This window comes from Novosphingobium sp. SG707 (genome assembly GCF_012275515.1).
GTDB lineage: Bacteria > Pseudomonadota > Alphaproteobacteria > Sphingomonadales > Sphingomonadaceae > Novosphingobium.
Window position 1 is genome coordinate 35,214 of record NZ_JAAZQL010000008.1, and the last position, 21,493, is coordinate 56,706.

General features: G+C 62.1%; 19 protein-coding genes. 11 read left to right on the forward strand and 8 right to left on the reverse strand.

Annotation, left to right across the window (positions count from 1 at the left end):
• The first annotated feature begins 50 nt into the window (after positions 1-50).
• Positions 51-1,373, forward strand: a complete 1,323-nt coding sequence (locus tag FHW92_RS19615) for a dihydroorotase (RefSeq protein WP_168604981.1) — start codon at positions 51-53, stop codon at positions 1,371-1,373.
• A gap of 274 nt (positions 1,374-1,647) precedes the next feature.
• On the opposite strand, the gene FHW92_RS19620 is transcribed toward FHW92_RS19615, so the two are convergent.
• Positions 1,648-2,496: a cation diffusion facilitator family transporter gene (locus tag FHW92_RS19620; protein ID WP_349237719.1), complete on the reverse strand. Its 849-nt coding sequence runs from the start codon at positions 2,494-2,496 to the stop codon at positions 1,648-1,650.
• 15 nt (positions 2,497-2,511) lie between these two features.
• Between FHW92_RS19620 and FHW92_RS26260 the strand changes: the two genes are divergently transcribed.
• The gene (locus FHW92_RS26260) at positions 2,512-2,736 is read left to right on the forward strand and encodes a hypothetical protein (protein ID WP_246870304.1); all 225 of its coding nucleotides are present in this window, start codon (positions 2,512-2,514) and stop codon (positions 2,734-2,736) included.
• A gap of 244 nt (positions 2,737-2,980) precedes the next feature.
• Complete coding sequence (locus FHW92_RS19625; protein ID WP_168604983.1) at positions 2,981-5,512, forward strand: TonB-dependent receptor; 2,532 nt, start codon at positions 2,981-2,983, stop codon at positions 5,510-5,512.
• A 326-nt stretch (positions 5,513-5,838) separates the two neighbouring features.
• On the opposite strand, the gene mtgA is transcribed toward FHW92_RS19625, so the two are convergent.
• The 4 genes from mtgA to FHW92_RS19645 all read right to left on the reverse strand — a co-directional run bounded on the left by mtgA (position 5,839) and on the right by FHW92_RS19645 (position 9,711).
• Positions 5,839-6,495 (reverse strand): monofunctional biosynthetic peptidoglycan transglycosylase, encoded by a 657-nt coding sequence (gene mtgA / locus FHW92_RS19630; protein ID WP_246870313.1) that lies wholly within the window; start codon positions 6,493-6,495, stop codon positions 5,839-5,841.
• Between the two features lie 165 nt (positions 6,496-6,660).
• Positions 6,661-8,115, reverse strand: coding sequence for a UbiA family prenyltransferase (locus tag FHW92_RS19635; RefSeq protein WP_168604985.1), 1,455 nt, complete (start codon positions 8,113-8,115; stop codon positions 6,661-6,663).
• The gene (locus FHW92_RS19640) at positions 8,105-9,352 is read right to left on the reverse strand and encodes a hypothetical protein (RefSeq protein ID WP_168604986.1); all 1,248 of its coding nucleotides are present in this window, start codon (positions 9,350-9,352) and stop codon (positions 8,105-8,107) included. Before FHW92_RS19640 ends, FHW92_RS19635 begins: the two co-directional genes overlap by 11 nt.
• A complete protein-coding gene (locus FHW92_RS19645; RefSeq protein ID WP_168604987.1) occupies positions 9,352-9,711 on the reverse strand; it encodes an EamA family transporter in 360 nt (119 codons plus the stop codon). The genes FHW92_RS19640 and FHW92_RS19645 overlap by 1 nt, the downstream gene beginning before the upstream one ends.
• Before the next feature lie 315 nt (positions 9,712-10,026).
• Here FHW92_RS19645 and FHW92_RS19650 point away from each other — a divergent pair, with 315 nt between their 5' ends.
• From FHW92_RS19650 to FHW92_RS19685, 8 genes are all read left to right on the forward strand, one after another.
• The gene (locus tag FHW92_RS19650; RefSeq protein WP_168604988.1) at positions 10,027-10,440 is read left to right on the forward strand and encodes a protocatechuate 4,5-dioxygenase subunit alpha; all 414 of its coding nucleotides are present in this window, start codon (positions 10,027-10,029) and stop codon (positions 10,438-10,440) included.
• Positions 10,433-11,275, forward strand: coding sequence for a class III extradiol dioxygenase family protein (locus FHW92_RS19655; RefSeq protein ID WP_168604989.1), 843 nt, complete (start codon positions 10,433-10,435; stop codon positions 11,273-11,275). The genes FHW92_RS19650 and FHW92_RS19655 overlap by 8 nt, the downstream gene beginning before the upstream one ends.
• Before the next feature lie 174 nt (positions 11,276-11,449).
• Positions 11,450-13,588, forward strand: a complete 2,139-nt coding sequence (locus tag FHW92_RS19660; protein ID WP_168604990.1) for a PQQ-dependent dehydrogenase, methanol/ethanol family — start codon at positions 11,450-11,452, stop codon at positions 13,586-13,588.
• 133 nt (positions 13,589-13,721) lie between these two features.
• Positions 13,722-15,233, forward strand: a complete 1,512-nt coding sequence (locus FHW92_RS19665; RefSeq protein WP_168604991.1) for an aldehyde dehydrogenase family protein — start codon at positions 13,722-13,724, stop codon at positions 15,231-15,233.
• Between the two features lie 263 nt (positions 15,234-15,496).
• Positions 15,497-16,369 carry an amidohydrolase family protein gene (locus tag FHW92_RS19670; protein ID WP_168604992.1) on the forward strand — a complete coding sequence of 291 codons (873 nt, stop codon included), beginning with the start codon at positions 15,497-15,499 and terminating at the stop codon, positions 16,367-16,369.
• 28 nt (positions 16,370-16,397) lie between these two features.
• A complete protein-coding gene (locus FHW92_RS19675) occupies positions 16,398-17,174 on the forward strand; it encodes a glutathione S-transferase family protein (protein ID WP_168604993.1) in 777 nt (258 codons plus the stop codon).
• Positions 17,175-17,320: 146 nt separating this feature from the next.
• A complete protein-coding gene (locus FHW92_RS19680) occupies positions 17,321-18,727 on the forward strand; it encodes an aminomethyl transferase family protein (RefSeq protein ID WP_168604994.1) in 1,407 nt (468 codons plus the stop codon).
• 270 nt (positions 18,728-18,997) lie between these two features.
• Positions 18,998-19,663: an alpha/beta hydrolase gene (locus tag FHW92_RS19685; RefSeq protein WP_168604995.1), complete on the forward strand. Its 666-nt coding sequence runs from the start codon at positions 18,998-19,000 to the stop codon at positions 19,661-19,663.
• Here the strand turns inward: FHW92_RS19685 and FHW92_RS19690 are convergent.
• From FHW92_RS19690 to FHW92_RS19700, 3 genes are read right to left on the reverse strand one after another with little or no spacing between them, the layout of a single operon-like run.
• Complete coding sequence (locus FHW92_RS19690) at positions 19,660-20,055, reverse strand: hypothetical protein (protein WP_168604996.1); 396 nt, start codon at positions 20,053-20,055, stop codon at positions 19,660-19,662. The genes FHW92_RS19685 and FHW92_RS19690 overlap by 4 nt on opposite strands.
• Positions 20,056-20,093: 38 nt before the next feature.
• A complete protein-coding gene (locus FHW92_RS19695; protein ID WP_168604997.1) occupies positions 20,094-20,489 on the reverse strand; it encodes a VOC family protein in 396 nt (131 codons plus the stop codon).
• A complete protein-coding gene (locus FHW92_RS19700; RefSeq protein ID WP_168604998.1) occupies positions 20,486-21,388 on the reverse strand; it encodes an SDR family NAD(P)-dependent oxidoreductase in 903 nt (300 codons plus the stop codon). The genes FHW92_RS19695 and FHW92_RS19700 overlap by 4 nt, the downstream gene beginning before the upstream one ends.
• Positions 21,389-21,493 lie beyond the last annotated feature (105 nt).

Genomic DNA, 21,493 nt, shown 5'->3' on the forward strand with positions numbered 1-21,493 from the left:
CTCGCATCTAAACCTTCATCTTCCCGGCAACCTGTGGCAAAGCGCAACGCATGACCCAAGCGATAGACCTCGTCCTCACCGGTGGCACTGTCCACACTCCCTCTGGCCCAGCACAGGTTGATGTGGCCGTCCGCGATGGCAAAATCATCGGTATAGGCAGTTTTCCCGACGCGGCGCGGCGAATTGATTGCACCGGATTGGATGTTTTGCCCGGCGTGATCGATTCCCAGGTCCATTTCCGCGAACCGGGGCTGGAGTATAAGGAAGATCTGGAAAGCGGCAGCCGCTGTGCGGTGATGGGCGGGATCACCGCCGTGTTTGAAATGCCCAACACCAATCCGAACACCGATTCGGTGATGCGCGTCCATGACAAGCTGGAGCGCGCCCACCATCGTATGTGGTGCGATCATGCGTTCTATGTCGGCGCAACGGCCGCCAACGCGCCGGATCTGGCCGAGCTCGAGCGCATTCCCGGCACGGCGGGCGTCAAGATCTTCATGGGCGCTTCCACCGGCAGCCTGCTGGTCGCGCATGACGAGGAATTGGCCCGCGTGCTGGCCCATGGCACGCGCCGTGTGGCGATCCATGCCGAGGACGAGGATCGCATGAACGCGCGCAAGGATCTGCGCGTTGAGGGTGATCCGTCGAGCCATCCGGTATGGCGCGATGATGAAAGCGCGCTGCTGGCGACCAAGCGTATCCTCAAGCTGGCCCGCGCGGCGCGGCGGCCGATCCACATTCTGCATGTGACCACGCCTGCCGAGCTGGAGCTGATCAGCCAGCACCGCGACATCGCCTCCTGCGAGGTCACGCCTCAGCACCTGACCCTGCGCGGCGAGGAAGCCTATCCGCGCCTTGGCACCTATGCCCAGATGAACCCGCCGATCCGCAGCGGCGAGCATGTTGATGGCCTGTGGCACTGGCTGCAACAGGGCGTGCCCGATGTGATCGGCTCCGACCACGCGCCCCACACGATCGAGGAAAAGGCCAAGCCCTATCCCGCATCGCCCAGCGGCATGCCCGGCGTGCAGACGCTGCTGCCGCTCATGCTCGACCATGTGCTGAACGGGCGGATGACGCTGGCGCGCCTGATCGACATGACCAGCGCGGGCGTGCAGCGCATCTTTGGCTTGCAATCCAAGGGGCGTATCGCGGTGGGCTATGACGCCGACTTTACGGTGGTGGACCTCAAGGGGCAGTTCACCGTCACCGAGGACTGGCTGCAGAGCCGCTGCGGTTGGTCGCCCTATACCGACATGGAGCTGAAGGGTCGTGTGCTTGGCACGATTATCCGCGGGCATCAGGTGATGTGGGAGGCCCAACTGGCCGACAGCGCGGTGGGTGAGCCGTTGAAATTTGCGGGGGCGTTGTAAGCGGGGGTTTGGTTGGGGGCTTTGAATGCCTCCGGCGGGCAAAGGGCGGGGGCCCTTTGCAATCCCGTTACTGTCGGAGGTGCGCCATGGGTTCGGCCTTTGGTGTCGTACGCGATGGTTGAATTTTAAAGCCTGCGGCGCCGGTCGGCGTAAGATCGCCGCGCCGCAGGCTTTATTCATTGCCTGCGACGCGACGATCTCCATTCAAAACCCCCATAATGGGATTGCAAAGGGACCGAGTCCCTTTGCCCGCCGGAGGCATAAACCTCCTCGCTTAAACCACCTCATCCGAATGCAGCGCACACCCATGCCCGCCATCGGTTTCGATCTGGATCGTGGCATGGCCGATGCCGAAATCGTGCTCCAGATCATGGGCCAGACCATGCAGGAAGGCATCCCCCGGGTGGCCGCCGGGCATAATGATATGGGCGGTCATGGCGGTGTCGGTGGTGCTGATCGGCCAGACGTGGAGATCGTGGAGCGCGGCGATGCCGGGGCGCGCCAGCAGGAAGGCGCGCAGCTTTTCTTCATTCACCGAAGCGGGGACGGCGAGCAGGCCCATCTGCACGGACTCCTTCAGCATCGACCAACTGCCGAGCGCGATCATCAGCGTGATGACGAGGCTGGTGACGGGGTCGATCCAGTTCCATGCGGTGAAATGGATGGCCAGACCCGCCAGCACCACGCCCGCTGAGACTGCCGCATCGGCCATCAGGTGCTGAAAGGCGGCGCGCAGGTTGAGGTCATCCTTGCTGCCGCGTGCAAAGAGCAGGGCCGAGAGGCCATTGACCGCGATCCCCGCCGCCGCCACCGCCATCATCAGCCCGGCAGCTGCCGGTTCGGGCGAGGCGAATTTCTGCAACGTCTCGATCAGGATCGCCCCCAGCGCGACCCAGAGCAGCGCGGCATTGGCCAGAGCCGCCAGGATCGAGGCGCTTTTCATGCCATAGGTGAAGCGGCGCGAGGGCGCCCGCGCGGCCAGACGGCTTGCCCCCCAAGCCAGCAGAAGCGAGAGCACATCGGACAGATTATGCCCGGCATCGGCCAGAAGGGCGGTCGAATGGCCGATGAAACCGGCGGCGGTTTCTATCAGGACAAACAGGACGTTGAGTGAGGTGGCCACGGCAAAGGCGCGGCCATGGGTGGTCCCGGCCCCGTGATGATGGTGATGGCCATGATGATGCCCATGATGATGCCCATGGTGATCCCCATGGTGATCGTTGCCGCCATGCGATTCGCCATGATCATGGTTATGATGATGGTGATTGTGGCCGATACCCATGGTTTTTCCCGATCTGCTGCGTTGCACAAATGTCGCACTGCGGCCCAATTCGCAACAGCGGAATTTTGGGCCAACATTTAAATTCCATATGAATTTCGTCAAGGTCGTAACAAAGTTACATCAATGTCAATTAGGCGAGAAACAATCTTGCCTTTTGCGGCATCAGCCTGTCGCGCGCGCCGTCCCGTGTCAAAATTGCGTCACAAACCGCTGTTTAGAAGCCTCTCAAACATCGTTAGGTGTTTTGCATCCGAATGATTTTCGTCGCTCGGACGGGGGCATTTCGGCGATTTTGACACAAAATTGTCATGCAGGGGCATTCAGCATGCGCATTATTAAAAATTCGGCTCTGGCCTTCAGTTCATTCGCGATTGCAGCAGCGGTTGCATCGCCCGCTTTCGCTCAGTCGACCGGCGCGGTCGATTTCGAAAACACCATCGTTGTGACCGGCACCAAGGCCAAGGCGATCAATGGCGTTGATATTCCCGCCACGCCCAAGGCCAAGCAGGTTCTGGACCAGACCTTCATCTCCAAGAGCACGCCGGGCCAGTCGATCAATGAAGTGATCAACATGGTGCCGGGCGTGTCGTTCTACAATGCCGACCCGTTCGGTTCGTCGGGCGGCGCGATGTTCATCCGCGGCTTCGACAATACCCGTATTTCGCAGACCTTCGATGGTATGCCGCTCAACGATACCGGCAACTATGCGCTCTATTCGAACCAGCAGCTTGACGCCGAACTGATCGAGCAGGTCAATGTGAACCTGGGTTCGACCGACGTGGACAGCCCGACGGCCGCAGCTTCGGGTTCGACGGTCAACTATCGTTCGCGCGATCCGCTGGAAAAGGCGCAGGTGATGGCCGTGGGTTCGGCCGGTGACCTCAGCTACAAGCGCGGTTTCATCTCGGTTGATACCGGCAACATCACCAATTCGGGCCTGAAGGCCTGGTTTGCCGCTTCGGTGGCCTCGAACCGCTTCCTGCCCAACACCGGCGGCCAGGTGGCCAAGCAGCAGCTCAACTTCAAGGTGAAGCAGCCGCTGGGCGACAATGGCGACTTCATCTCGGTTGCCGGTCACTTCAACTTCAACCGCAACAATTTTGCGCCTTCGATGTCGCTCTACACCCAAAATTCGGCGAGCCGTCCGGTCAACTCGTCGAGCAGCGGCCGCACGCCCTACAACTGGGACGAAGCGCAATACACGATCAACTGCGCCGACACGACCAGCTCGTCGGCTTCGAACACCGGCTATGGCGCGTTCGAATGCCGCTTCAATCCCTCGCGCACGGCCAACCTGCGCATGAACGGCCGTTTCACGCTGGCTGACAACCTGACGCTGACCGTTGACCCCAGCTTCCAGTACACCAAGGCCAATGGCGGCGGCGTGGGCAAGCTGAACGAAGCCTCGGGCCCCAACGGCATGGTCGGCCTCGTGGGCGGCAACTATTATTCGGGCCGCGATGTGAACGGCGACGGCGTGATCAGCAGCAGCATCCTGATGGGCAATGCCAGCGAAACCGAAACCAATCGTATCGGCTTGCTGACCTCGCTGCGTTGGAAGATCAACCCGAACAACACGCTGCGCATCGGTTATTCCTATGACCGCGGTCGCCACAAGCAGACCGGCGAAATCACCTTCCTGAATTCGCAGACCGGCTATTATGCCACCTACTTCCCGATCGATCTGGCGATCACGGACAAGTATGGCAATGCGATCGAAAAGCGCAACCGGATGTCCTATGCGATCCTGCATCAGGTTTCGGGCGAATATAACGGCAAGTTCTTCGACGGTAAGCTCGATGTTCTGGCCGGTGTCCGTGCGCCTTTCTTCAAACGTAACCTGACTACGTTCTGCTTCGCCACCAACGGCACGGGCGGCTATGATTGCCCCAGCCCGCAGGATCAGGCCGCCTATGCCGTCGCGAACCCGACCTATGGCGCGCCCCAGCAGCGCAACTACAACTATAACAAGGTTCTGCCCAACGTCGGCTTCACCGTCGCGCTGGCGCAGGGCGCTTCGCTCTATGCCAACTATTCGAAGGGCCTTCAGGTTCCCGGCACGGACACGCTGTATAATGCGTTCTTCTATCCGGTGACCTCGTCCTACGGCAGCCCCAAGGCGGAAACCTCGGACAATTTCGACGTGGGTCTGCGTATGCGCGCGGGTCGTCTGAGCGCTTCGTTGGGCGCGTGGTACACGATGTTCTACGACAAGATCTCGCAGATCTATAACCAGGACACCCAGACCTCGCTCTACACCAACCTGGGCAAGGTGGAGAAGTATGGCTTCGACGCCACGATGACCTGGAAGGTTGACGAACACTTCTCGATCTATGCTTTCGGCTCGTACAACAAGTCGCGCATTCTGGCCGACATCCTGGCGGGCAAGGGCGCGACGAACACGGTTGTCAACGGCAATACCATCCTGCGCAGCGATGGCACGAACACCTATTACACCACCGCAGGCAAGCGCGAATCGGGCGTGCCGATCTATACGGCCGGTGCGCGCGTCGAAGCCAATTTTGACCCGTTCGATCTGGCCGTTTCGGTCAAGAACAACGGCAAGCGCTATATCAACTCTGAAAACCTGCCGGTTTACAACAGCTCGAATGTTCAGGTGAACCCGGCCTCGCTGCCCGCCTACACCACTGTCGATCTGTCGGCCCGCATGAAGCTGGCGATCGCCGGCCTGAAGTCGGACAAGAGCTTCATCCAGCTCAACGTCACCAACCTGTTCAACCAATTCTACATCGGCGGCTTCACCAGTTCGTCGACGCCGATTGGTGCGACCACCATCCCGACCGTCTATCTGGCGACCCCGCGCACCGTCGTGGGTACGCTCAGCGTGGCGTTCTAAGCCTTAACCGGCCTTGGAAAACGGAGAGGGCGCTCCCGCGTGGGGCGCCCTTTTTGTTTGGGGTTGATGTGAGGTTTTATGCCTCCGGCGGGCAAAGGGCGGGGCCCTTTGCAATCCCGTTATTGGGGTTGCACGCCATTCGCAACGCAGTGTGGTGGGCGGCGGTTAAAAGAGCCTGCGGCGCGGATAGGTCTAGCTGAAAGGCGCCGCAGGCTTTTAAATTCCACCGCTGCGTCCATGCACCTTGGCTGAACCTAATCCCCGATCCTAACAGTATCGGGATTGCAAAGGGCCCCCGCCCTTTGCCCGCCGGAGGCACCCGACCTTCACTGATAAATGCAATCGTCCTGATCATTGCGCCGCACCACGCCGGACCGCTTGGCGATGGTGTTGCCATGACGGCGAGTAAAGCCGGTGGCGCCCACCACGGCGCGCTTTTTCGGGCTGGGCAGGGCAGCCGCGATACGGGCGGCCTCGATCTGGGTCAGGTTGGCGGCGGAGTGGTGGAAATAGCGCTGGGCGCCTGCCTCGACGCCATAGGTGCCGATGCCGGTTTCCGCCACATTGAGGTAAATCTCCATGATCCGCCGCTTGGGCCAGAAGGTTTCGATCAGCACGGTGAACCATGCCTCCAGCCCTTTGCGGATATAGCGGGTGATGCCGCTGCCCTGCCAAAGGAAGGTGTTTTTGGCGGTCTGCTGGCTGATGGTCGATCCGCCGCGCAATTTGCTGCCGTCGCCCGCCAGGTTGCGTTCCAGCGCATATTCGATCCCTGCACCGTCAAAGCCGTGATGGACGCAAAAACGCGAATCCTCGCCCGCGATGACCGCGTCCACCATTTTGCGGTCGATGCGTGAGAGGGGCGTCCATGATTTGCTGAACCCGTTGCGGTCAAACAGCATGGTCAGTGTGACGGGCGGCGGCACCACGCGATAGAGCAGCGTGATGCCTACCGAGAGGCCGACAAACCAGAGGATGGCCATGGCCAGATACCAGCCGAGGCGGAAACGGAAACTGCGGGTTGGCCCGGGGCGGGCAAAGAAGCGTGCCATGGCGGCAATCTAGCGAGGGACGGGGCGACCCTCAAGCCGCCCCCACCAAATCACGCCAATTCCAGAGAGCGTTTCACGCCAATTCCAGAGTGCGTTTCACGCAATGCCCAATTGCGGCAACCAATGGCCGATGGCGGCGAATTTTGCGACTACCAGAATGCCCCCCAGCGTCGCGCCCACGGCAATGCTCTTGGCGTCGGTGATGGCAAAGGCGACCGGATCGCTGTCCACTTGGCCCCGGCGGCCCATCATCCAGATGCGGTTGAGCCAGTAGAGCAGCGGCAGAGGCAGCAGCCAGAGCAATTGCGGCGTGGCATAGGCGCCGGTCTTGCCCATCGCCTCTGCAAACAGCACCATGACCAGGATCGAAACCATGCCCGCCGCCAGCCCGCTGATCGCGACGATTTCGGTGTCGGAGCGGGTGTAGCCCCGCCCGGAGAGCAATTCGTCGGGCTCGCGCGCGCTGCTGCGCAATTCGACATAGCGCTTCAGGTAGCCGAGGCTGAGAAAGAAGAAGACCGAAAAGAGCAGCAGCCATGACGACACCGGCACCGCAATCGCCGCCGCGCCCGCGATGATGCGGATCGTATAAAGGCAGGCGAGCGTAAGCACATCGGCGATCATCGCCGCCTTCAGCCGCATCGAATAGGCCAGCGTCAGCGCGAAATAGGTCGCCATGGCCGAAAAGCTGGGCAGGCCCAATTGCCACGCCAGCGCCAGACCCGCGCCCGCAAAGGCGATGCAGGCCAGCAGCGCCTGCGGGATGGGCAGGGCGCCGCTGGCCAGCGGACGACGGCGCTTTTTCGGATGCGCGCGGTCGCTTTCGATATCGAGCAGGTCGTTGAGCAGATAGACCGAGGAGGCAATCAGGCTCATCGCGGCAAAGGCGAGGCAGGATTGGGCGATGGCACGGGGATTGGCCAGCAGGCCCGAGGAGGCCAGCGGCACAAAGACCAGCGCGTTCTTGGCCCATTGGTGCGGGCGGGCGGCCTTTACCAGCGCGCGCAACCGGCTGCGCGCCGGGGCGAGGCGTTCTTCGTGGCGTACGCCGGTGGGTGCCTCGACGGTATAGGCCACGCGCGCCTCGCGCCAGATGCGGCGGTCGGCCCCGCAATCGCCGACGTAATCGAAAGTTTGCTGGCCCAAGGCTTCGCGGATCGCGGTCAGTTTCGCGCCGCCCTTGGCGTTGCGGCGGGCGCCGCTGGCGATCACCTCGTCGAACAGGCCCAGATGGGCGGCCACGCGGCGGGCGTTGCGCCAATGGGCCGCGCTGGCCAGCACTACGCGGCGGCGCTGGCGGCGGGCATGGGCGATCAGTTCGAGCACCTCTGGCCGATAGTTGAGCAAGGCCGGATTAACCGGTGCGCGCCGGGCCAGCAGGGTCTTTAGCCGCGCCCGCCCCCAGATCATCGTCCAGAGCAGGACGAACAGGGCCACGAAGCCGCGCTTGGCTTCGGTCACACAGGCTTCCATCGCCACATCGCCCGAAATCAGCGTGCGGTCCAGATCGACCACCAGAACAGTGTCATCGGTGATGCGTTCATGCAGCATGGGGGCTCTCCCTGCGGGCCAGACGGTTGGTGACGATTTCGGTCAGCGCCGCCGACGCCATCACGATCAGCAAGGGCATGACGGGATCGCGATAGCGGTCGATGATATAGGCGACGCCGTGGAGCGCCCAGAAACCGGTGATGGCGCCCATCACCACGATCTGGCGCGGCCGCCCGATGCCCGGCAGCAGCAGGCACAGCCCTGCCAGCGTGAGGAACAGCAGATATTGGACGACCTCGAACAGGCGGACATAGGTGACGGCAGGCGAAAGCGCGAAATCATTCGAATCGGGCAGATTGGGCGCCCAGAAAGCGGCCAGCTTGACGGCGGCAAGGCGGGCCACTTCGGCGGGGTTATGCGCCATCCAGTCGCGCGCCATCGCGCCCAGCGCGGCGCTGGCGCCCGCCTCGCCAAGGTTTTCGCGCAAGGCGTGCCATTGCGGGCCGATGGGCGTGGCCGCGATCGAGACGAAGCGCCCGGTGGCCGCGGGATTATTGCCGATATAGAGGTTGAAGCCGGTGTTGGTGGAGAGCGTGGGGCGGCCCAGCATGGCCTGCGTGGCCATCGCCCATGGGGCCAGCACCAGCGCGGCCCCCATGCCCATCGCCAGCGCCGGGGCCACCGCGCGCCGCACCGGCCCGCCCAGTACCAGCGCCAGCAAAGGCGCGGCAATCAGCGGCAGGGCCGATGTGCCCGCCAGCATGGCCGCGCCCCAGACCGCGCCCGTGACTGCCGCCAGCCCGAGGCTGGAGGGCGAGCGCAGCAGGCGCAGGGCCAGCCACACCACCGCCACCAGCAGCGGCGTCGAGAGATTTTCCCGCGCCAGCATCGTGCAGTTCCAGATCCCCGGCAGCCACAGCGCATAGCCCAGCAGCGCCAGCTTGCGCCCCAGATCGCCCAAGCCCGCCTCACGCGCCAGCAGCACGATCAGCCCGCCCGTGGCCAAAGCCAGCGCCAGATTGACCCCAAAGGCCACCCCCGCCGAAGCCCCCAGCAGCGCGAAGAAGGGCGCAAGGACCAGCGGATAGCCGATGGAATAGAAGGCATGTTGCCCCAGATTGTCGACCGGCCATTCGCCATCGGCCATGGTCTGGGCCAGGGTGAAATAGGCCAGCCCATCGCTCTGCAGCGGCTGGGGCAGGGCGAAATGCGCGGCCAGACGGATCGTGACCGCCAGCAGCAGCAGTGAATTGATCGACAGCGCCGGCGCGCGCGCCGGGGCGGGGGTGGCGGCCATTACGCGATGCTCCTTGAAACGCAGACGCAGCCCAGCGCGATCAGCAAGGTGCCTGCGATGCGGATCGGGCTCAGGCTCTCGCCCAGCGCCAGCACGCCCAGCGCCATGGTCAGGATGAAGCCGAGGCCGACAAAGGGATAGGCCGCGCTGAGCGGCAGGCGGGCCAGCACATAGAGCCACAGGATCGCCCCAAGCCCATAAAGCCCGAAGCCCGCGATCACCCATGGCGATTGCACGAAGGCCAGCCCCGCGCCCGCGCCATTCGCGCGCACCGACCCCACGCCCATTTTGAGCAGCAATTGCGCGATAGCCGACATGGCCACGCTGGTCAGGATCAGCATCAAAAGGGCCGGTTGCATCGATTCCTCCTTGGGTAGCCTCTCCTATCTCGTGAAAGAGGCCACGCAGGAAGCGCGGTAACCATGGCCATTTCCCCCCTGTGCCGGAATGAGACGATGCGCCGCGCCAGGTTAATTTCATCGGTGGGACGAAAGGGAGATGGAGTCGGGAATTCGCCTAAATTTATGACTCGCGCTGCATCTCAATGCGCGAGGGGCCGCCGCCAGGGCCCCCGCTTGATCGGGATCAAAGAGGGGCGGTCAATTGTAAGTGATGCACACGAAGGTCAGGCCGGCCATCGCGGATGGCGGGCTGCATGATCTGGAGAGGCCACTATGTCTGGACCGCAAAATGTGAGCGAGCCGATTCCGGGCACCCATCTGTTCGATGGCGATGCTGCGGCCAAGGGCTTTGAGCTCAACGCCATGTGCTATTCCTTTAACAACGCCGCCAATCGTCAGGCCTTCCTTGATGATGAGGAAGCCTATTGCGCCAAATTCCACCTCACGCCCGAGCAGCGCAAAGCCGTGGCCGAGCGCAGCGTGCTGGGCATGATCGCGGCGGGCGGCAACATCTATTACCTTGCCAAGCTGGCCGGGATTTTCGGCCTGAATGTGCAGGATGTCGGCTCGATGCAGACCGGGGTTTCGGTCGATGATTTCAAGGCGATGCTGCTGGCGCAGGGCGCGGGTCGGACATATGACGAGGCGCATGGCGCCATGATCGGGAAGGAGAAGGTCCATGGCTGAAATCGTAGGCGCTTATTTCACCAGCCATGTGCCCGCCATCGGCGGCGCGATCCACAAGGGGCTGCAACAGGAACCCTATTGGAAGCCCTTTTTCGACGGGTTCCACAAGGTTCACGAATGGCTGGCGCAGGTGAAGCCCGATGTGGCCATTGTGTTCAACAATGACCATGGCCTCAACTTCTTCCTCGACAAGATGCCCACCTTTGCCGTGGGCGCGGCGGCCGAATATCACAATGCGGACGAGGGCTGGGGCCTGCCGCTCTACAAGCCTTTTGCCGGGCATACCGAGCTGAGCTGGCATATCATCAACAGCTTGGTTGAGGATGAGTTCGACATCACCACCTGTCAGAAGATGCTGGTGGACCATGCGCTCTCGATTCCCTTTGAACTGGCATGGCCCGATGTTGAGGCATGGCCGGTCAAGATCGTGCCCTTTGCCATCAACACGGTGCAGCACCCGCTGCCCTCGGCCAAGCGTTGTCTGGCGCTGGGTCAGGCGGTGAACAAGGCGCTGCAGAGTTGGACGGGCGACGAGCGGATCGTCATCATCGGCACGGGCGGCCTGTCGCACCAGTTGGACGGCGAGCGAGCCGGTTTCATCAACCGCGATTATGACACATTCTGCATGGACAATCTTTCGGTCGATCCCGCCGCGCTGACCACGGATTCGATCCACGAGATGGTGCGCAAGGCCGGTACGCAGGGCGTCGAAGTGCTCAACTGGATCGCGGCGCGCGGGGCCTTGGGCCAAGCTCCGGTTCAGGAGATTCACCGCAATTACCACATCCCGATTTCGAACACGGCGGCGGCCACCATGCTGATGGAACCGGCCTGAAATCAAGCCTCTGGCGTAAACCCCGTCCTCTTGACCCGCCATCGTCGGCGGGGCAGGATGGCGGGGTCATTGCTTTCAATTGTTACCTTTTCTCCCCCTTGACCACCTCTCCAAAAACCGTAAGCATTGCATACAGTCGAGACGCCGAAGAATGTCGGCGCCGAAGGAGAGGTTATGCAAGCGCAAGCAAAGTCAGGGGCGAAAAGCGCCTTGTGGTTGGGTGGTCTGCTGGCCGGGGCCGCTGTGCTGGCTTATGCCGGCGGCGCGACGGGCGCCGGAAAGGTCAGGCTGGCCGTCAATGCCGCCGCCATTGCCGCATCCGCAGACAAGGGCGACAACTGGCTCAGCCATGGCCGCACCTATGACGAACAGCGCTTCAGCCCGCTGACCCAGATCAACAAGGACAATGTGAACCAGCTTGGGCTGGCATGGTATGCCGACCTTGACACCACGCGCGGGCAGGAAGCCACGCCGCTGGTGATCGACGGGGTGATCTATACCACCACGGCCTGGTCCAAGGCCAAGGCCTATGATGCGCTGACCGGCAAGCTGATCTGGGAATATGACCCGAAGGTGCCGGGCGAAACGGCGGTCAAGGCTTGCTGTGACGTGGTCAATCGCGGCATGGGCGCATGGGGCGACAAGCTGTTCTACGGCACGCTGGACGGGCGCCTGATCGCGCTGGACCGCACCACCGGGCGCCTGCTGTGGTCGACCGTGACGGTGGATCGTACCAAGCCCTATACGATCACCGGCGCCCCGCGCGTGGTGAACGGTGTGGTCATCATCGGCAATGGCGGCGCGGAAATGGGCGTGCGCGGCTATGTTGCGGGCTATGACGTCAACACCGGCAAGCAGCTCTGGAAATTCTACACTGTCCCGGATCAGCCGGGCAAGAACAAGGCCGAATATCTCCAGCGCGCCGAGGCGACCTGGAAAGGCGAGTGGTGGAAGCTGGGCGGCGGCGGTACCGTCTGGGATTCGATGGCCTATGACCCGGCGCTCGACCTGCTCTATATCGGCGTGGGCAATGGTTCGCCCTGGAACCAGTCCTATCGCTCGCCGGGCGGCGGGGACAATCTCTATCTGTCCTCCATCGTCGCGGTGCGGCCCAAGACCGGCCAATATGTCTGGCATTTCCAGGAAACGCCGGGTGAAACATGGGATTTCACCGCCAGCCAGCATATCGTTCTGGCCGATCTGATGATCGACGGACGGATGCGCAAAGTGCTGATGCACGCGCCCAAGAACGGCTTCTTCTATGTGGTGGACCGCCAGACCGGGCAGTTCATCAAGGGCAAGAATTTCGTGCCGGTAAACTGGGCCACGGGCCTCGACCCCAAGACCGGCCGCCCGATCGAAAATCCCCAGGCGCGGTTTGACAAGACCGGCAAGCCCTTCGTCTCGATGCCCGGCGCGGGCGGGGCGCATAGTTGGCAACCGATGGCCTATGATCCCCGGCAAAAGCTGATGTTCATCCCGGCCAATATCGCGGCCTTCCCCTATGTGCCTGATGAGAAGTGGAAAGCGGCCAAATATGGTTTCAACAACGGGTTGAACCAGGGCGCTGCCGCAATGCCCGCCAACAATGACGTGCGCGAGGCGGCCAAGGCGGCCACCAAGGGCGCGCTGATCGCGTGGGATCCGGTGACCCAGACCGAGAAGTGGCGCGTGGATTATCCCGGCCCATCGAACGGCGGCTTGCTGGCCACGGCGGGCGATCTGTTGTTCCAAGGCACGGCCAAGGGTGATTTCGTCGCCTATTCCTCGCTCGATGGCAAGAAGCTGTGGTCGTTTGACGCGCAGACCGGCGTCATCGCCGCGCCTGTCACCTTTACCGTCAAGGGGCAGCAATATGTCGCCGTCATGGCGGGCTGGGGCGGGATCTGGCCGCTGGCCACAGGGGCGCTGGCGTGGAAATCGGGGCCGGTGCGCAATATCAGCCGCCTGCTGGTGTTCAAACTGGGCGGCAAGGCGCAATTGCCCGCCAAGCCCGACCCCAATTTCGGCCCGCTCGACCCTCCGGCCCAGACCGCGAGCAAGGAAGTGGTGGCCAAGGGCGCCAATACGTTCGGCCGTTTCTGCGGCGTGTGTCATGGCGATGCGGCCATCGGCGGCGGCGTGGTGCCCGACCTGCGCCACAGCGCGGCGCTGGGCAGCCCGGAGACGTGGCAGGCCATCGTGCATGACGGCGCGCTCAAGGCCAATGGCATGATCGGCTGGTCGGCGCAGCTCAGCCGTGAGGATATTGACGCGATCCGCCATTACGTCATCGCTCGCGCGCATGAGGACAAGGCTCTGGGCGAGAAATAGGGGGCCTGAAAAACAGAGGGCGCGAGACATAAACGCGATGGGCCGTCTCGCGCCCGGCTTGGCAGATTGCTATGGAATGATACATTAAAAATAGCGCGGGCGAACCGTGCAGGAGAGAGAGAGGATCAAGGCCATGAATGATATGACCACTGTTTCCTATCAGCAGCATGCCTATTCGGCGGCGGCGCAAAAGTCCCTGTCGCGCAAGCCCGCCCTGTTCATCAATGGCGAATGGGTGGCCTCCAGCCATGGCGGGCTGATCGATGTCGAGGACCCTTCCTCGGGCAAGGTCGTCAGCCAGATCGTAGACGCCAGCCTGGCCGATACCGACCGGGCCGTGGCCGCCGCGCGCGCCGCCTTTGACGATGGCCGGTGGAGCGGTCTGGCGCCCATCGCGCGCGAAAAGATCATGCTGCGGCTGGCCGATCTGATCGAGGCCCATGCCGAGGAATTTGCCGAGTTGGAAGCCATCGACAATGGCAAGCCCAAGACCATGGCGGGCGCCATCGACGTGCCCGGCGCGGTCAGCCACATCCGCTATATGGCCGGGTTTGCCGCCAAGGTAGGTGGGGAAACCACGCCGCCCTATACGCTGCCCACGGGTGCCTTCTTCACCTATACGGTCAAGGAGCCGGTGGGCGTCTGCGCCCAGATCGTACCGTGGAACTTTCCGCTGCTGATGGCGTGTTTGAAGATCGGTCCGGCGCTGGCGGCGGGCTGCACGATCATCCTCAAGCCTGCCGAGCAGACCTCGCTGACCGCGCTGCGGCTGGCCGATCTGATTGCGGAAAGCGGCATTCCGGCGGGCGTGGTCAATGTCATCACCGGCTATGGCCATGTTTCGGGCGACCGGCTCGTCAAGCACCCCGATGTGGACAAGGTGGCCTTCACCGGCTCGACCGAAATCGGCAAGCTGATCAACAAGAACGCCACCGATACGCTCAAGCATGTGACGCTGGAGCTTGGCGGGAAATCGCCGGTGGTGGTGATGCCCGACGTGGATGTGGCCGAGGCGGCGCCGGGGGCGGCGGGCGCGATCTTCTTCAATTCGGGGCAGGTTTGCGTGGCCGGTTCGCGGCTTTACGCGCATAAATCGGTGTTCGATCAGGTGGTTGAAGGCATTGCAAATACTGCGCCTTTCTGGGCCCCGCGCCCTTCGCTGGACCCTTCCGCGCATATGGGGCCGCTGGTTTCGCAGGAACAGTTCGACCGCGTGATGGGATACATTGAGGCGGGCAAGCGCGATGGCGCCAGCGTCGCTATGGGCGGCGATGCGCCCAGTGCGGATGGCTATTACGTCAACCCCACGATGCTGGTGAATGTGAACCCGCAGATGAGCGTGGTGCGCGAGGAAATCTTTGGCCCGGTTGTCGTGGCTCAGCGTTTCGACGACCTCGACGAGGTGGTCAAGGAAGCCAACAACACCCAGTTCGGCCTTGCCGCCAGCGTGTGGACCAAGGACGCCTCGACGCTGCACAAGCTGGCCAGCAGGATCAAGGCCGGGACCGTGTGGGCCAATTGCCATGCGATGATCGACGTGGCGCTGCCCTTTGGCGGATACAAGGAAAGCGGCATCGGACGGGAGCAGGGCCGGGCGGGGATCGAGGCCTATCTCGAAACCAAGTCGGTGATTGTGAAGCTTTAAGGGTTTGGGTGCCTCCGGCGGGCAAAGGGACTTGGCCCCTTTGCAATCCCATTATGGGGTTGTGCTTGGTCTGCTGGGGGGCGTGATGCCCATGGTTTGTAAAGCCTGCGGCGCGGTGAAGTAGCGTCAAAAGCGTCGCAGGCTTTAACTGTGCAACACCGCGTCCGATCCCCAACGCCAAACCCTTGACGCAACAAAGACAGTAACGGGAGCGGCAGGGGCCAGACCCCCGCATTCTTCCCTTAAAACTTGGACATCAAATCATGCCCATCGACCTTACAAAAATCCGCGCCATTGATGTTCATGTCCATGCCGAGGTGTCGTGCCACGATCCGGAAGACCCGGTGATGGGCCAGTTTTTCGATGCGGCCAGCGCCTATTTCAAGGCCTCGCGCGAACGGCCCAAGATGCCCGAAATCGTCGAGCTTTACCGCGAGGCGCAGATTGCCTTCTGCCTGTTCACGGTGGATTGCGAGAGCCATATCGGCGCCAAGCGGGTTTCCAATTTCGAGATCGCCGAATTTGCGGCGAAACATGATGACATCTGCATCCCCTTTGCCAGCATCGACCCGCACAAGGGCAAGATGGGCGCACGTGAGGCGCGCGATCTGGTCGAGAATTGCGGCGTCAAGGGTTTCAAATTCCACCATATCATGCAGGGCTGCAATCCCGGCGATCAGGTCGGCTATCCGATCTATGAGATCATCAACCACTACAAGCTGCCCGCGATTTTCCACACCGGCCATTCGGGCATGGGCACGGGGATGCGCGGCGGCGGCGGCGTGCGGCTGAAATATGGTCAGCCGATGCTGGTCGATGATGTGGCGGTGGATTTTCCCGACATGAAGATCATTCTAGCCCATCCGTCGTGGCCCTGGGTGGATGAAAGCTTGTCGATGGCTCTGCATAAAACCAATGTTTACATCGACCTGTCGGGCTGGAGCCCCAAATATTTCGCGCCCCAGATCATCCAGTATGCCAACACGCAACTGCGCAAAAAGATGCTGTTCGGCAGCGATTTTCCGCTGATCCACCCGGACAAGTGGCTGGATGCGGCGCGCGGCGTGGGTTTCCGCGAGGAGATTCTGCCCGGCATCATGAAGGACAATGCGGCGCGGCTTTTGGGCTTGGTCTGAAGGCAGGACGCCGGAGAAGGAGAGAGCGATGGCGTTGAAATATTACCATGCCGAACCGGCGGCCAATTCCCTGAAATCCATGATCCCCCTGATCGAAAAGGGGCTGGACTGGGAAAGCGTCTATGTCGATCTGCACAAGTTCGAGCAGCACCAGTCGTGGTTCACCGCCATCAACCCCGAGGGCCAAGTGCCGGTGCTGGATCATGACGGCGCGATCATCACCCACACCACGGTCATCAACGAATATCTTGAAGACGCCTTTCCCGAGGATCAGCCCGACAGCGGCCCCTTGCGCCCGCGCGATCCGGTGGGCGCGGCACGGATGCGTTATTGGAACAAGTTCGTCGACGAGCATGTGATGAATTTCGTCTCGATGCATGGCTGGCACCGGATGGTGGGGATCATCGCGCGCAACATCGAATCGGGCGAATTTGAAAAGCTGCTCGAAAGCATTCCGCTGCCCGATCAGCGCAAGAAATGGGCCACCGCGCGCAGCGGATTTTCGGAAGGCGATCTGGCCCATGCGACCGCCAAGATCGAATATGCGGTGGACAAGGTCGAGCGCCAGTTGGGCGAAACGGCATGGCTGGCGGGCGATGCCTATACGCTGGCCGATATCAATTTCTACAGCCATTGCGGGATGATGGTCGAGCGCATGTTCCCCGATATGGAGATCGCTCGGCGCTGTCCCCGGTTGGTCGAATGGCGCGACCGGATGACGGCGCGCCCGGCGGTGGCCCGCGCCTTGGCGGGCGAGGATCGCACCGCGCCGGGTCTGCGCACATGGACGGGCCATGCGCGTTGATGGGCGCCCGATAGGCTGATCGTTTCGAACCTGAGCAAAGGGCACGCGGATCAATTGCGCTCATAGAATTTAGTTTGTGTAGCTTACAAAATTTGCTATGCCAAAGGGGCAAGAGCAAACAAACCTTTGAGGAGAGAGGAACCACCATGGCCGCTCAAAATCTTGAACAGGTGCTGGCTGGCACCGACAACATCGTTGAAATGCTGCGCAATTCGCAGCTTGGCGCTTATGTCTATCCGGTCGTGGCGCCCGAATTTTCCAACTGGCGCTCTGAACAGTGGGCATGGCAGCATAGCGCCGTGCTGTTCGATCAGTCGCACCACATGGTGAACCTCTATATCCGTGGCAAGGACGCGCACAAGCTGCTGTCCGACACGATGATCAACAGTTCGAAGGGCTGGACTGTCAACAAGGCGAAGCAGTACGTTCCGACCACGCCCTATGGCCATGTGATCGGCGACGGCATCATCTTCTGGGAAGAAGAGGAAAGCTTCACCTATGTCGGCCGCGCGCCCGCCTCGAACTGGCTGCGCTATCACGCCGCGACCGGCGGCTATGACTGCGAAATCGAGCTGGACGACCGTTCGCCGATGCGCCCGATGGGCAAGCCCGTCAGCCGCAAGGAATGGCGCTTCCAGATCCAGGGCCCCAACGCATGGGCCGTGATCGAAAAGCTGCATGGCGGTCCGCTCGAACAGCTCAAGTTCTTCAACATGTCCACGATGAACATCGCGGGCAAGACCGTGCGCACGCTGCGCCACGGCATGTCGGGCGCGCCGGGTCTCGAAATCTGGGGCCCCTATGCCGAGCAGGAAGAAATCCGCGCCGCCATCCTCGAAGCGGGCAAGGAATTCGGCCTGATCGCTTGCGGCAGCCGCGCCTATCCGTCCAACACGCTGGAATCGGGCTGGATTCCCTCGCCGCTGCCCGCGATCTACACCGGCGAAAAGATGAAGGGCTTCCGCGAATGGCTGGGTGCCGATTCGTATGAAGCCACCGGCTCGATCGGCGGTTCGTTCGTTTCGGACAACATCGAGGATTATTACCTCAACCCGTGGGAACTGGGCTATGGCTCGTTCGTGAAGTTCGACCACGAATTCCACGGCCGCGAAGCTCTGGAAAAGCTGAACCCCGCCGAGCAGCGCAAGAAGGTGACGCTGGCCTGGCATCCGGAAGACATGGCCAAGATCATGGCCTCGATGTTCAACCCGGACGGCGAAGCCTACAAGTTCTTCGACGTGCCGCTGGCCAACTATGCCTCGTCGAACTACGACCGCGTGGTCGATGCCGATGGCAAGACCGTGGGCCTCTCGATGTTCACCGGCTTCTCGTACAATGAAAAGCAGGCGCTCTCGCTGGCCACCATCGACCCGGCCATCCCCGTCGGCACCGAGCTGCATGTGATCTGGGGCGAGGAAAACGGCGGCACCCGCAAGACCACCGTCGAACCCCACAAGCAACTGGCTGTGCGTTGCATCGTCTCGCCGGTGCCTTACAGCCGCGTGGCGCGTGAAAACTATGCCGAAGGCTGGCGCACGGGCGTGACGGCCTGATTTCGGGCTTTTGGTGCCTCCGGCGGGCAAAGGGACTCGTCCCTTTGCAATCCCATGATGGGGTTGCGGGTTGTTCGTTCGGGGGTGCCAATAATTAAAAGCCTGCGGCGCGGCGGACTTGCGCCATAAGCGCCGCAGGCTTTAATTTTGAAACGCTGCGTCCGTTGCGCCTTGGTCGAACCCTTTGCGCGCCAAAGACAGCAACGGGAGCGCGAGGGTCTAGACCCTCGCATCTATCCTTTTATAAAAAATCAGAGAGGCCCTGAAACGATGACCGACTATGTTCTGGTGCATGGCGCATGGGCCGGCGGTTGGTCGCATCAGGGGCTGGCCGAGGATCTGCGCGCGGCGGGCCACCGGGCCGTGGTGGTGGAGCTGAGCGGGCTTGGCGAGCGGCGCGAGGAACTGCACCCTGGCATCACGCTCTCCGATCACGTCAGCGATGTCTGCGCGGCGGTGGAGGAGGCCGGTTTCGACCGTTTCGTGTTGGTGGGCCATTCCTATGGCGGCATGGTGATTACGGGCACGGCCACGCGGCTGGGCGCTCGAATCGAGACGATTGTCTATCTCGATGCTTTTCTGCCCGAGGATGGCCAGTCGCTGTGGGACATCACCAGCGAGTATGAGCATCGCCACTATATCGACACGCAGAAATTCACCCCCGGCCTTGTTGCGCCGATCATTGGCGAGATGGGCCGCAAGCTCTCGCGTCACCCTCTGCTGACCCTGCTGGAAGGCGTGCGTTTTACCGGCGAGGAGGCCAAGATCGCGCGGCGCATCTATGTGCTGGCCACTGGCTGGAAGCCTTCGCCTTTCCCGAAATTCGCCGCGCGGATCAAGGACGATGCCGCATGGGAATATCACGAGGCCGATTGCGGCCATGACGTGATGAATGGTCAGCGCGAGCAGGTGGTGAAGATCCTGCTGGGGGCCTAGCCCCGCGCGTTTTCTTCCTCGCTCCACCAGCGCAGGCCCTGCGCCAGTCCGCTGTTAGCCACGATTCGTTCGAGCGCGTCGGCCAGTTTTTCGGTCGTTGCCTGCGTGGGGATCTTGCGAAACCAGCGGCGCAGGAAGGGCCTGGACGGTTCGATAAAGCACAGGACGCCATCGGGATATTCGGGATAAAATCCGCAACCAATCCACAATGGGAATGCCTCATTGTGGATCTGGATCCGCCAGCCCCAGTCCTCGGCATGGACCTTTTCGACCTCGAACCCATGCGCGGGCAATCGCTCGGCCAGAAAGCGAGCGGTGGCTTCACCTTGCGGCTCACCCTCGGGCGGATTGGCCAGCAGAGTGGACGAGCGGAATTCAAGGTTGGTGCGCATCGGGCAAAAGGTGATGCAATCGCCTGCCTGCGTCCAGCCTAATCGCCAAAGAAATTCAATTCAAACAGCACTTCATTGGGATCGCGCACAAAGATCTGGCGCAGGCCGATGGCGGCGACGAAATTGCGCTGATAATCCAGCCCCGCCGCCTCCAGCCGCGCGATCATTGCCTCATCGCCCTGACAACTCAACGCCACGTGATGCAGCGCACCCGTCGGCCCCGGCGCAATATCGCGGTCATAGGCGCGCGGTGCGTCCAGACTGTTGAGGTGGATCACCGCGCGCCCGGCGCCATCGTACATCCATTGCCCGGTCTGCGGGGTGAGGGGAGGCGGCCCATCGCGCCGCTCCAGCCCAAAGACCTGCGCATAGAAGCGGGCGGACCCTTCCAGATCCGCCGTGATGATGTTCACATGGTCGAGCGCCAGAATCACGTCGCTTTCCTCGCTGCCTCGCGCGCTTCCTTATACCGCTCGCGCCGGAATTTCTCGAAGCCGAGGCGCTGTTCAAAGCCCGGATCCTCCGGATAGTCGCGGAAATCGGCCAGATATTCCTCGAACAATTCGGCCACTTCCTCGCGGAATTCGGGGTGGCTGAAGATATAGGTCTGGTTGTCCTCCATGCCCTGCATCACCCGCTCGGCGATCACATCCGGTTCCATCCCGGCCTGATGCGCGCCTGCCAACCTCTCGATGGCGGCATGGTCGACCGGCTTGGCCCCCTCCATCAATCCGGCGGGGCGCACATCGTCGCTGGCATAGATGTAGCTTTTCACCAGACCGGGGCACAGGATCGACACGCCGATGCCATGCTTGGCCAGACTGTAGCGCAGCGACTCCGACATGCCGCGCACCGCGAATTTGGTGGTGTTGTAAATCCCCGGCGCGCCCGAGGCCAGCCATCCGGCCATGCTGGCGGTGTTGACGATATAGCCGCCATGGCCCGCCGCAATCATGCGCGGCACAAAGGTCATCACGCCATTGATGACCCCATGCAGGTTCACCCCCATCACCCAATCCCAGTCCGACCAGCTTGAATCCTCGATGGTCTGGAACAGGTTGATGCCCGCATTGTTGAACAGCAGCGAGACCGGACCAAAGCGCGCCTCGACCTCATCGGCCGCCGCCGCCATGGCCTCGCGGCTGGAAACATCCACCTGAACGCCCATCACCTCGGCATTGTCCAGCGTTGCCAGTGCCGATGCGATGGATTCCTCACGAATATCGGCGATGGCCACCCGGCACCCGCGCGCCAGCAGCGCGCGCACCAGGCCCAGCCCCACGCCATTCGCGCCGCCGGTGACAAAAGCGGTGCGTCCTGCAAAATCAATCATCGGCTTTATCCTCTCGCCCGCGCGCGTCGCGCCATCTTTTTATCGTGGCCATGCCGATTGGGGCTTGCCAAGCGGCTCGCTATGCATTGTATCTAACACATACAA

Excerpts from the sequence above, each read along its gene's own strand:
- FHW92_RS19615 (WP_168604981.1), top strand. The coding sequence starts at position 51 with ATGACCCAAGCGATAGACCTCGTCCTCACCGGTGGCACTGTCCACACT.
- FHW92_RS26260 (WP_246870304.1), top strand. The coding sequence starts at position 2,512 with ATGGGTGGTCCCGGCCCCGTGATGATGGTGATGGCCATGATGATGCCC.
- FHW92_RS19625 (WP_168604983.1), top strand. The coding sequence starts at position 2,981 with ATGCGCATTATTAAAAATTCGGCTCTGGCCTTCAGTTCATTCGCGATT.
- mtgA (WP_246870313.1), bottom strand. The coding sequence starts at position 6,495 with ATGGCCATCCTCTGGTTTGTCGGCCTCTCGGTAGGCATCACGCTGCTC.
- FHW92_RS19635 (WP_168604985.1), bottom strand. The coding sequence starts at position 8,115 with ATGCTGCATGAACGCATCACCGATGACACTGTTCTGGTGGTCGATCTG.
- FHW92_RS19640 (WP_168604986.1), bottom strand. The coding sequence starts at position 9,352 with ATGGCCGCCACCCCCGCCCCGGCGCGCGCGCCGGCGCTGTCGATCAAT.
- FHW92_RS19645 (WP_168604987.1), bottom strand. The coding sequence starts at position 9,711 with ATGCAACCGGCCCTTTTGATGCTGATCCTGACCAGCGTGGCCATGTCG.
- FHW92_RS19650 (WP_168604988.1), top strand. The coding sequence starts at position 10,027 with ATGTCTGGACCGCAAAATGTGAGCGAGCCGATTCCGGGCACCCATCTG.
- FHW92_RS19655 (WP_168604989.1), top strand. The coding sequence starts at position 10,433 with ATGGCTGAAATCGTAGGCGCTTATTTCACCAGCCATGTGCCCGCCATC.
- FHW92_RS19660 (WP_168604990.1), top strand. The coding sequence starts at position 11,450 with ATGCAAGCGCAAGCAAAGTCAGGGGCGAAAAGCGCCTTGTGGTTGGGT.
- FHW92_RS19665 (WP_168604991.1), top strand. The coding sequence starts at position 13,722 with ATGAATGATATGACCACTGTTTCCTATCAGCAGCATGCCTATTCGGCG.
- FHW92_RS19670 (WP_168604992.1), top strand. The coding sequence starts at position 15,497 with ATGCCCATCGACCTTACAAAAATCCGCGCCATTGATGTTCATGTCCAT.
- FHW92_RS19675 (WP_168604993.1), top strand. The coding sequence starts at position 16,398 with ATGGCGTTGAAATATTACCATGCCGAACCGGCGGCCAATTCCCTGAAA.
- FHW92_RS19680 (WP_168604994.1), top strand. The coding sequence starts at position 17,321 with ATGGCCGCTCAAAATCTTGAACAGGTGCTGGCTGGCACCGACAACATC.
- FHW92_RS19685 (WP_168604995.1), top strand. The coding sequence starts at position 18,998 with ATGACCGACTATGTTCTGGTGCATGGCGCATGGGCCGGCGGTTGGTCG.
- FHW92_RS19690 (WP_168604996.1), bottom strand. The coding sequence starts at position 20,055 with ATGCGCACCAACCTTGAATTCCGCTCGTCCACTCTGCTGGCCAATCCG.
- FHW92_RS19700 (WP_168604998.1), bottom strand. The coding sequence starts at position 21,388 with ATGATTGATTTTGCAGGACGCACCGCTTTTGTCACCGGCGGCGCGAAT.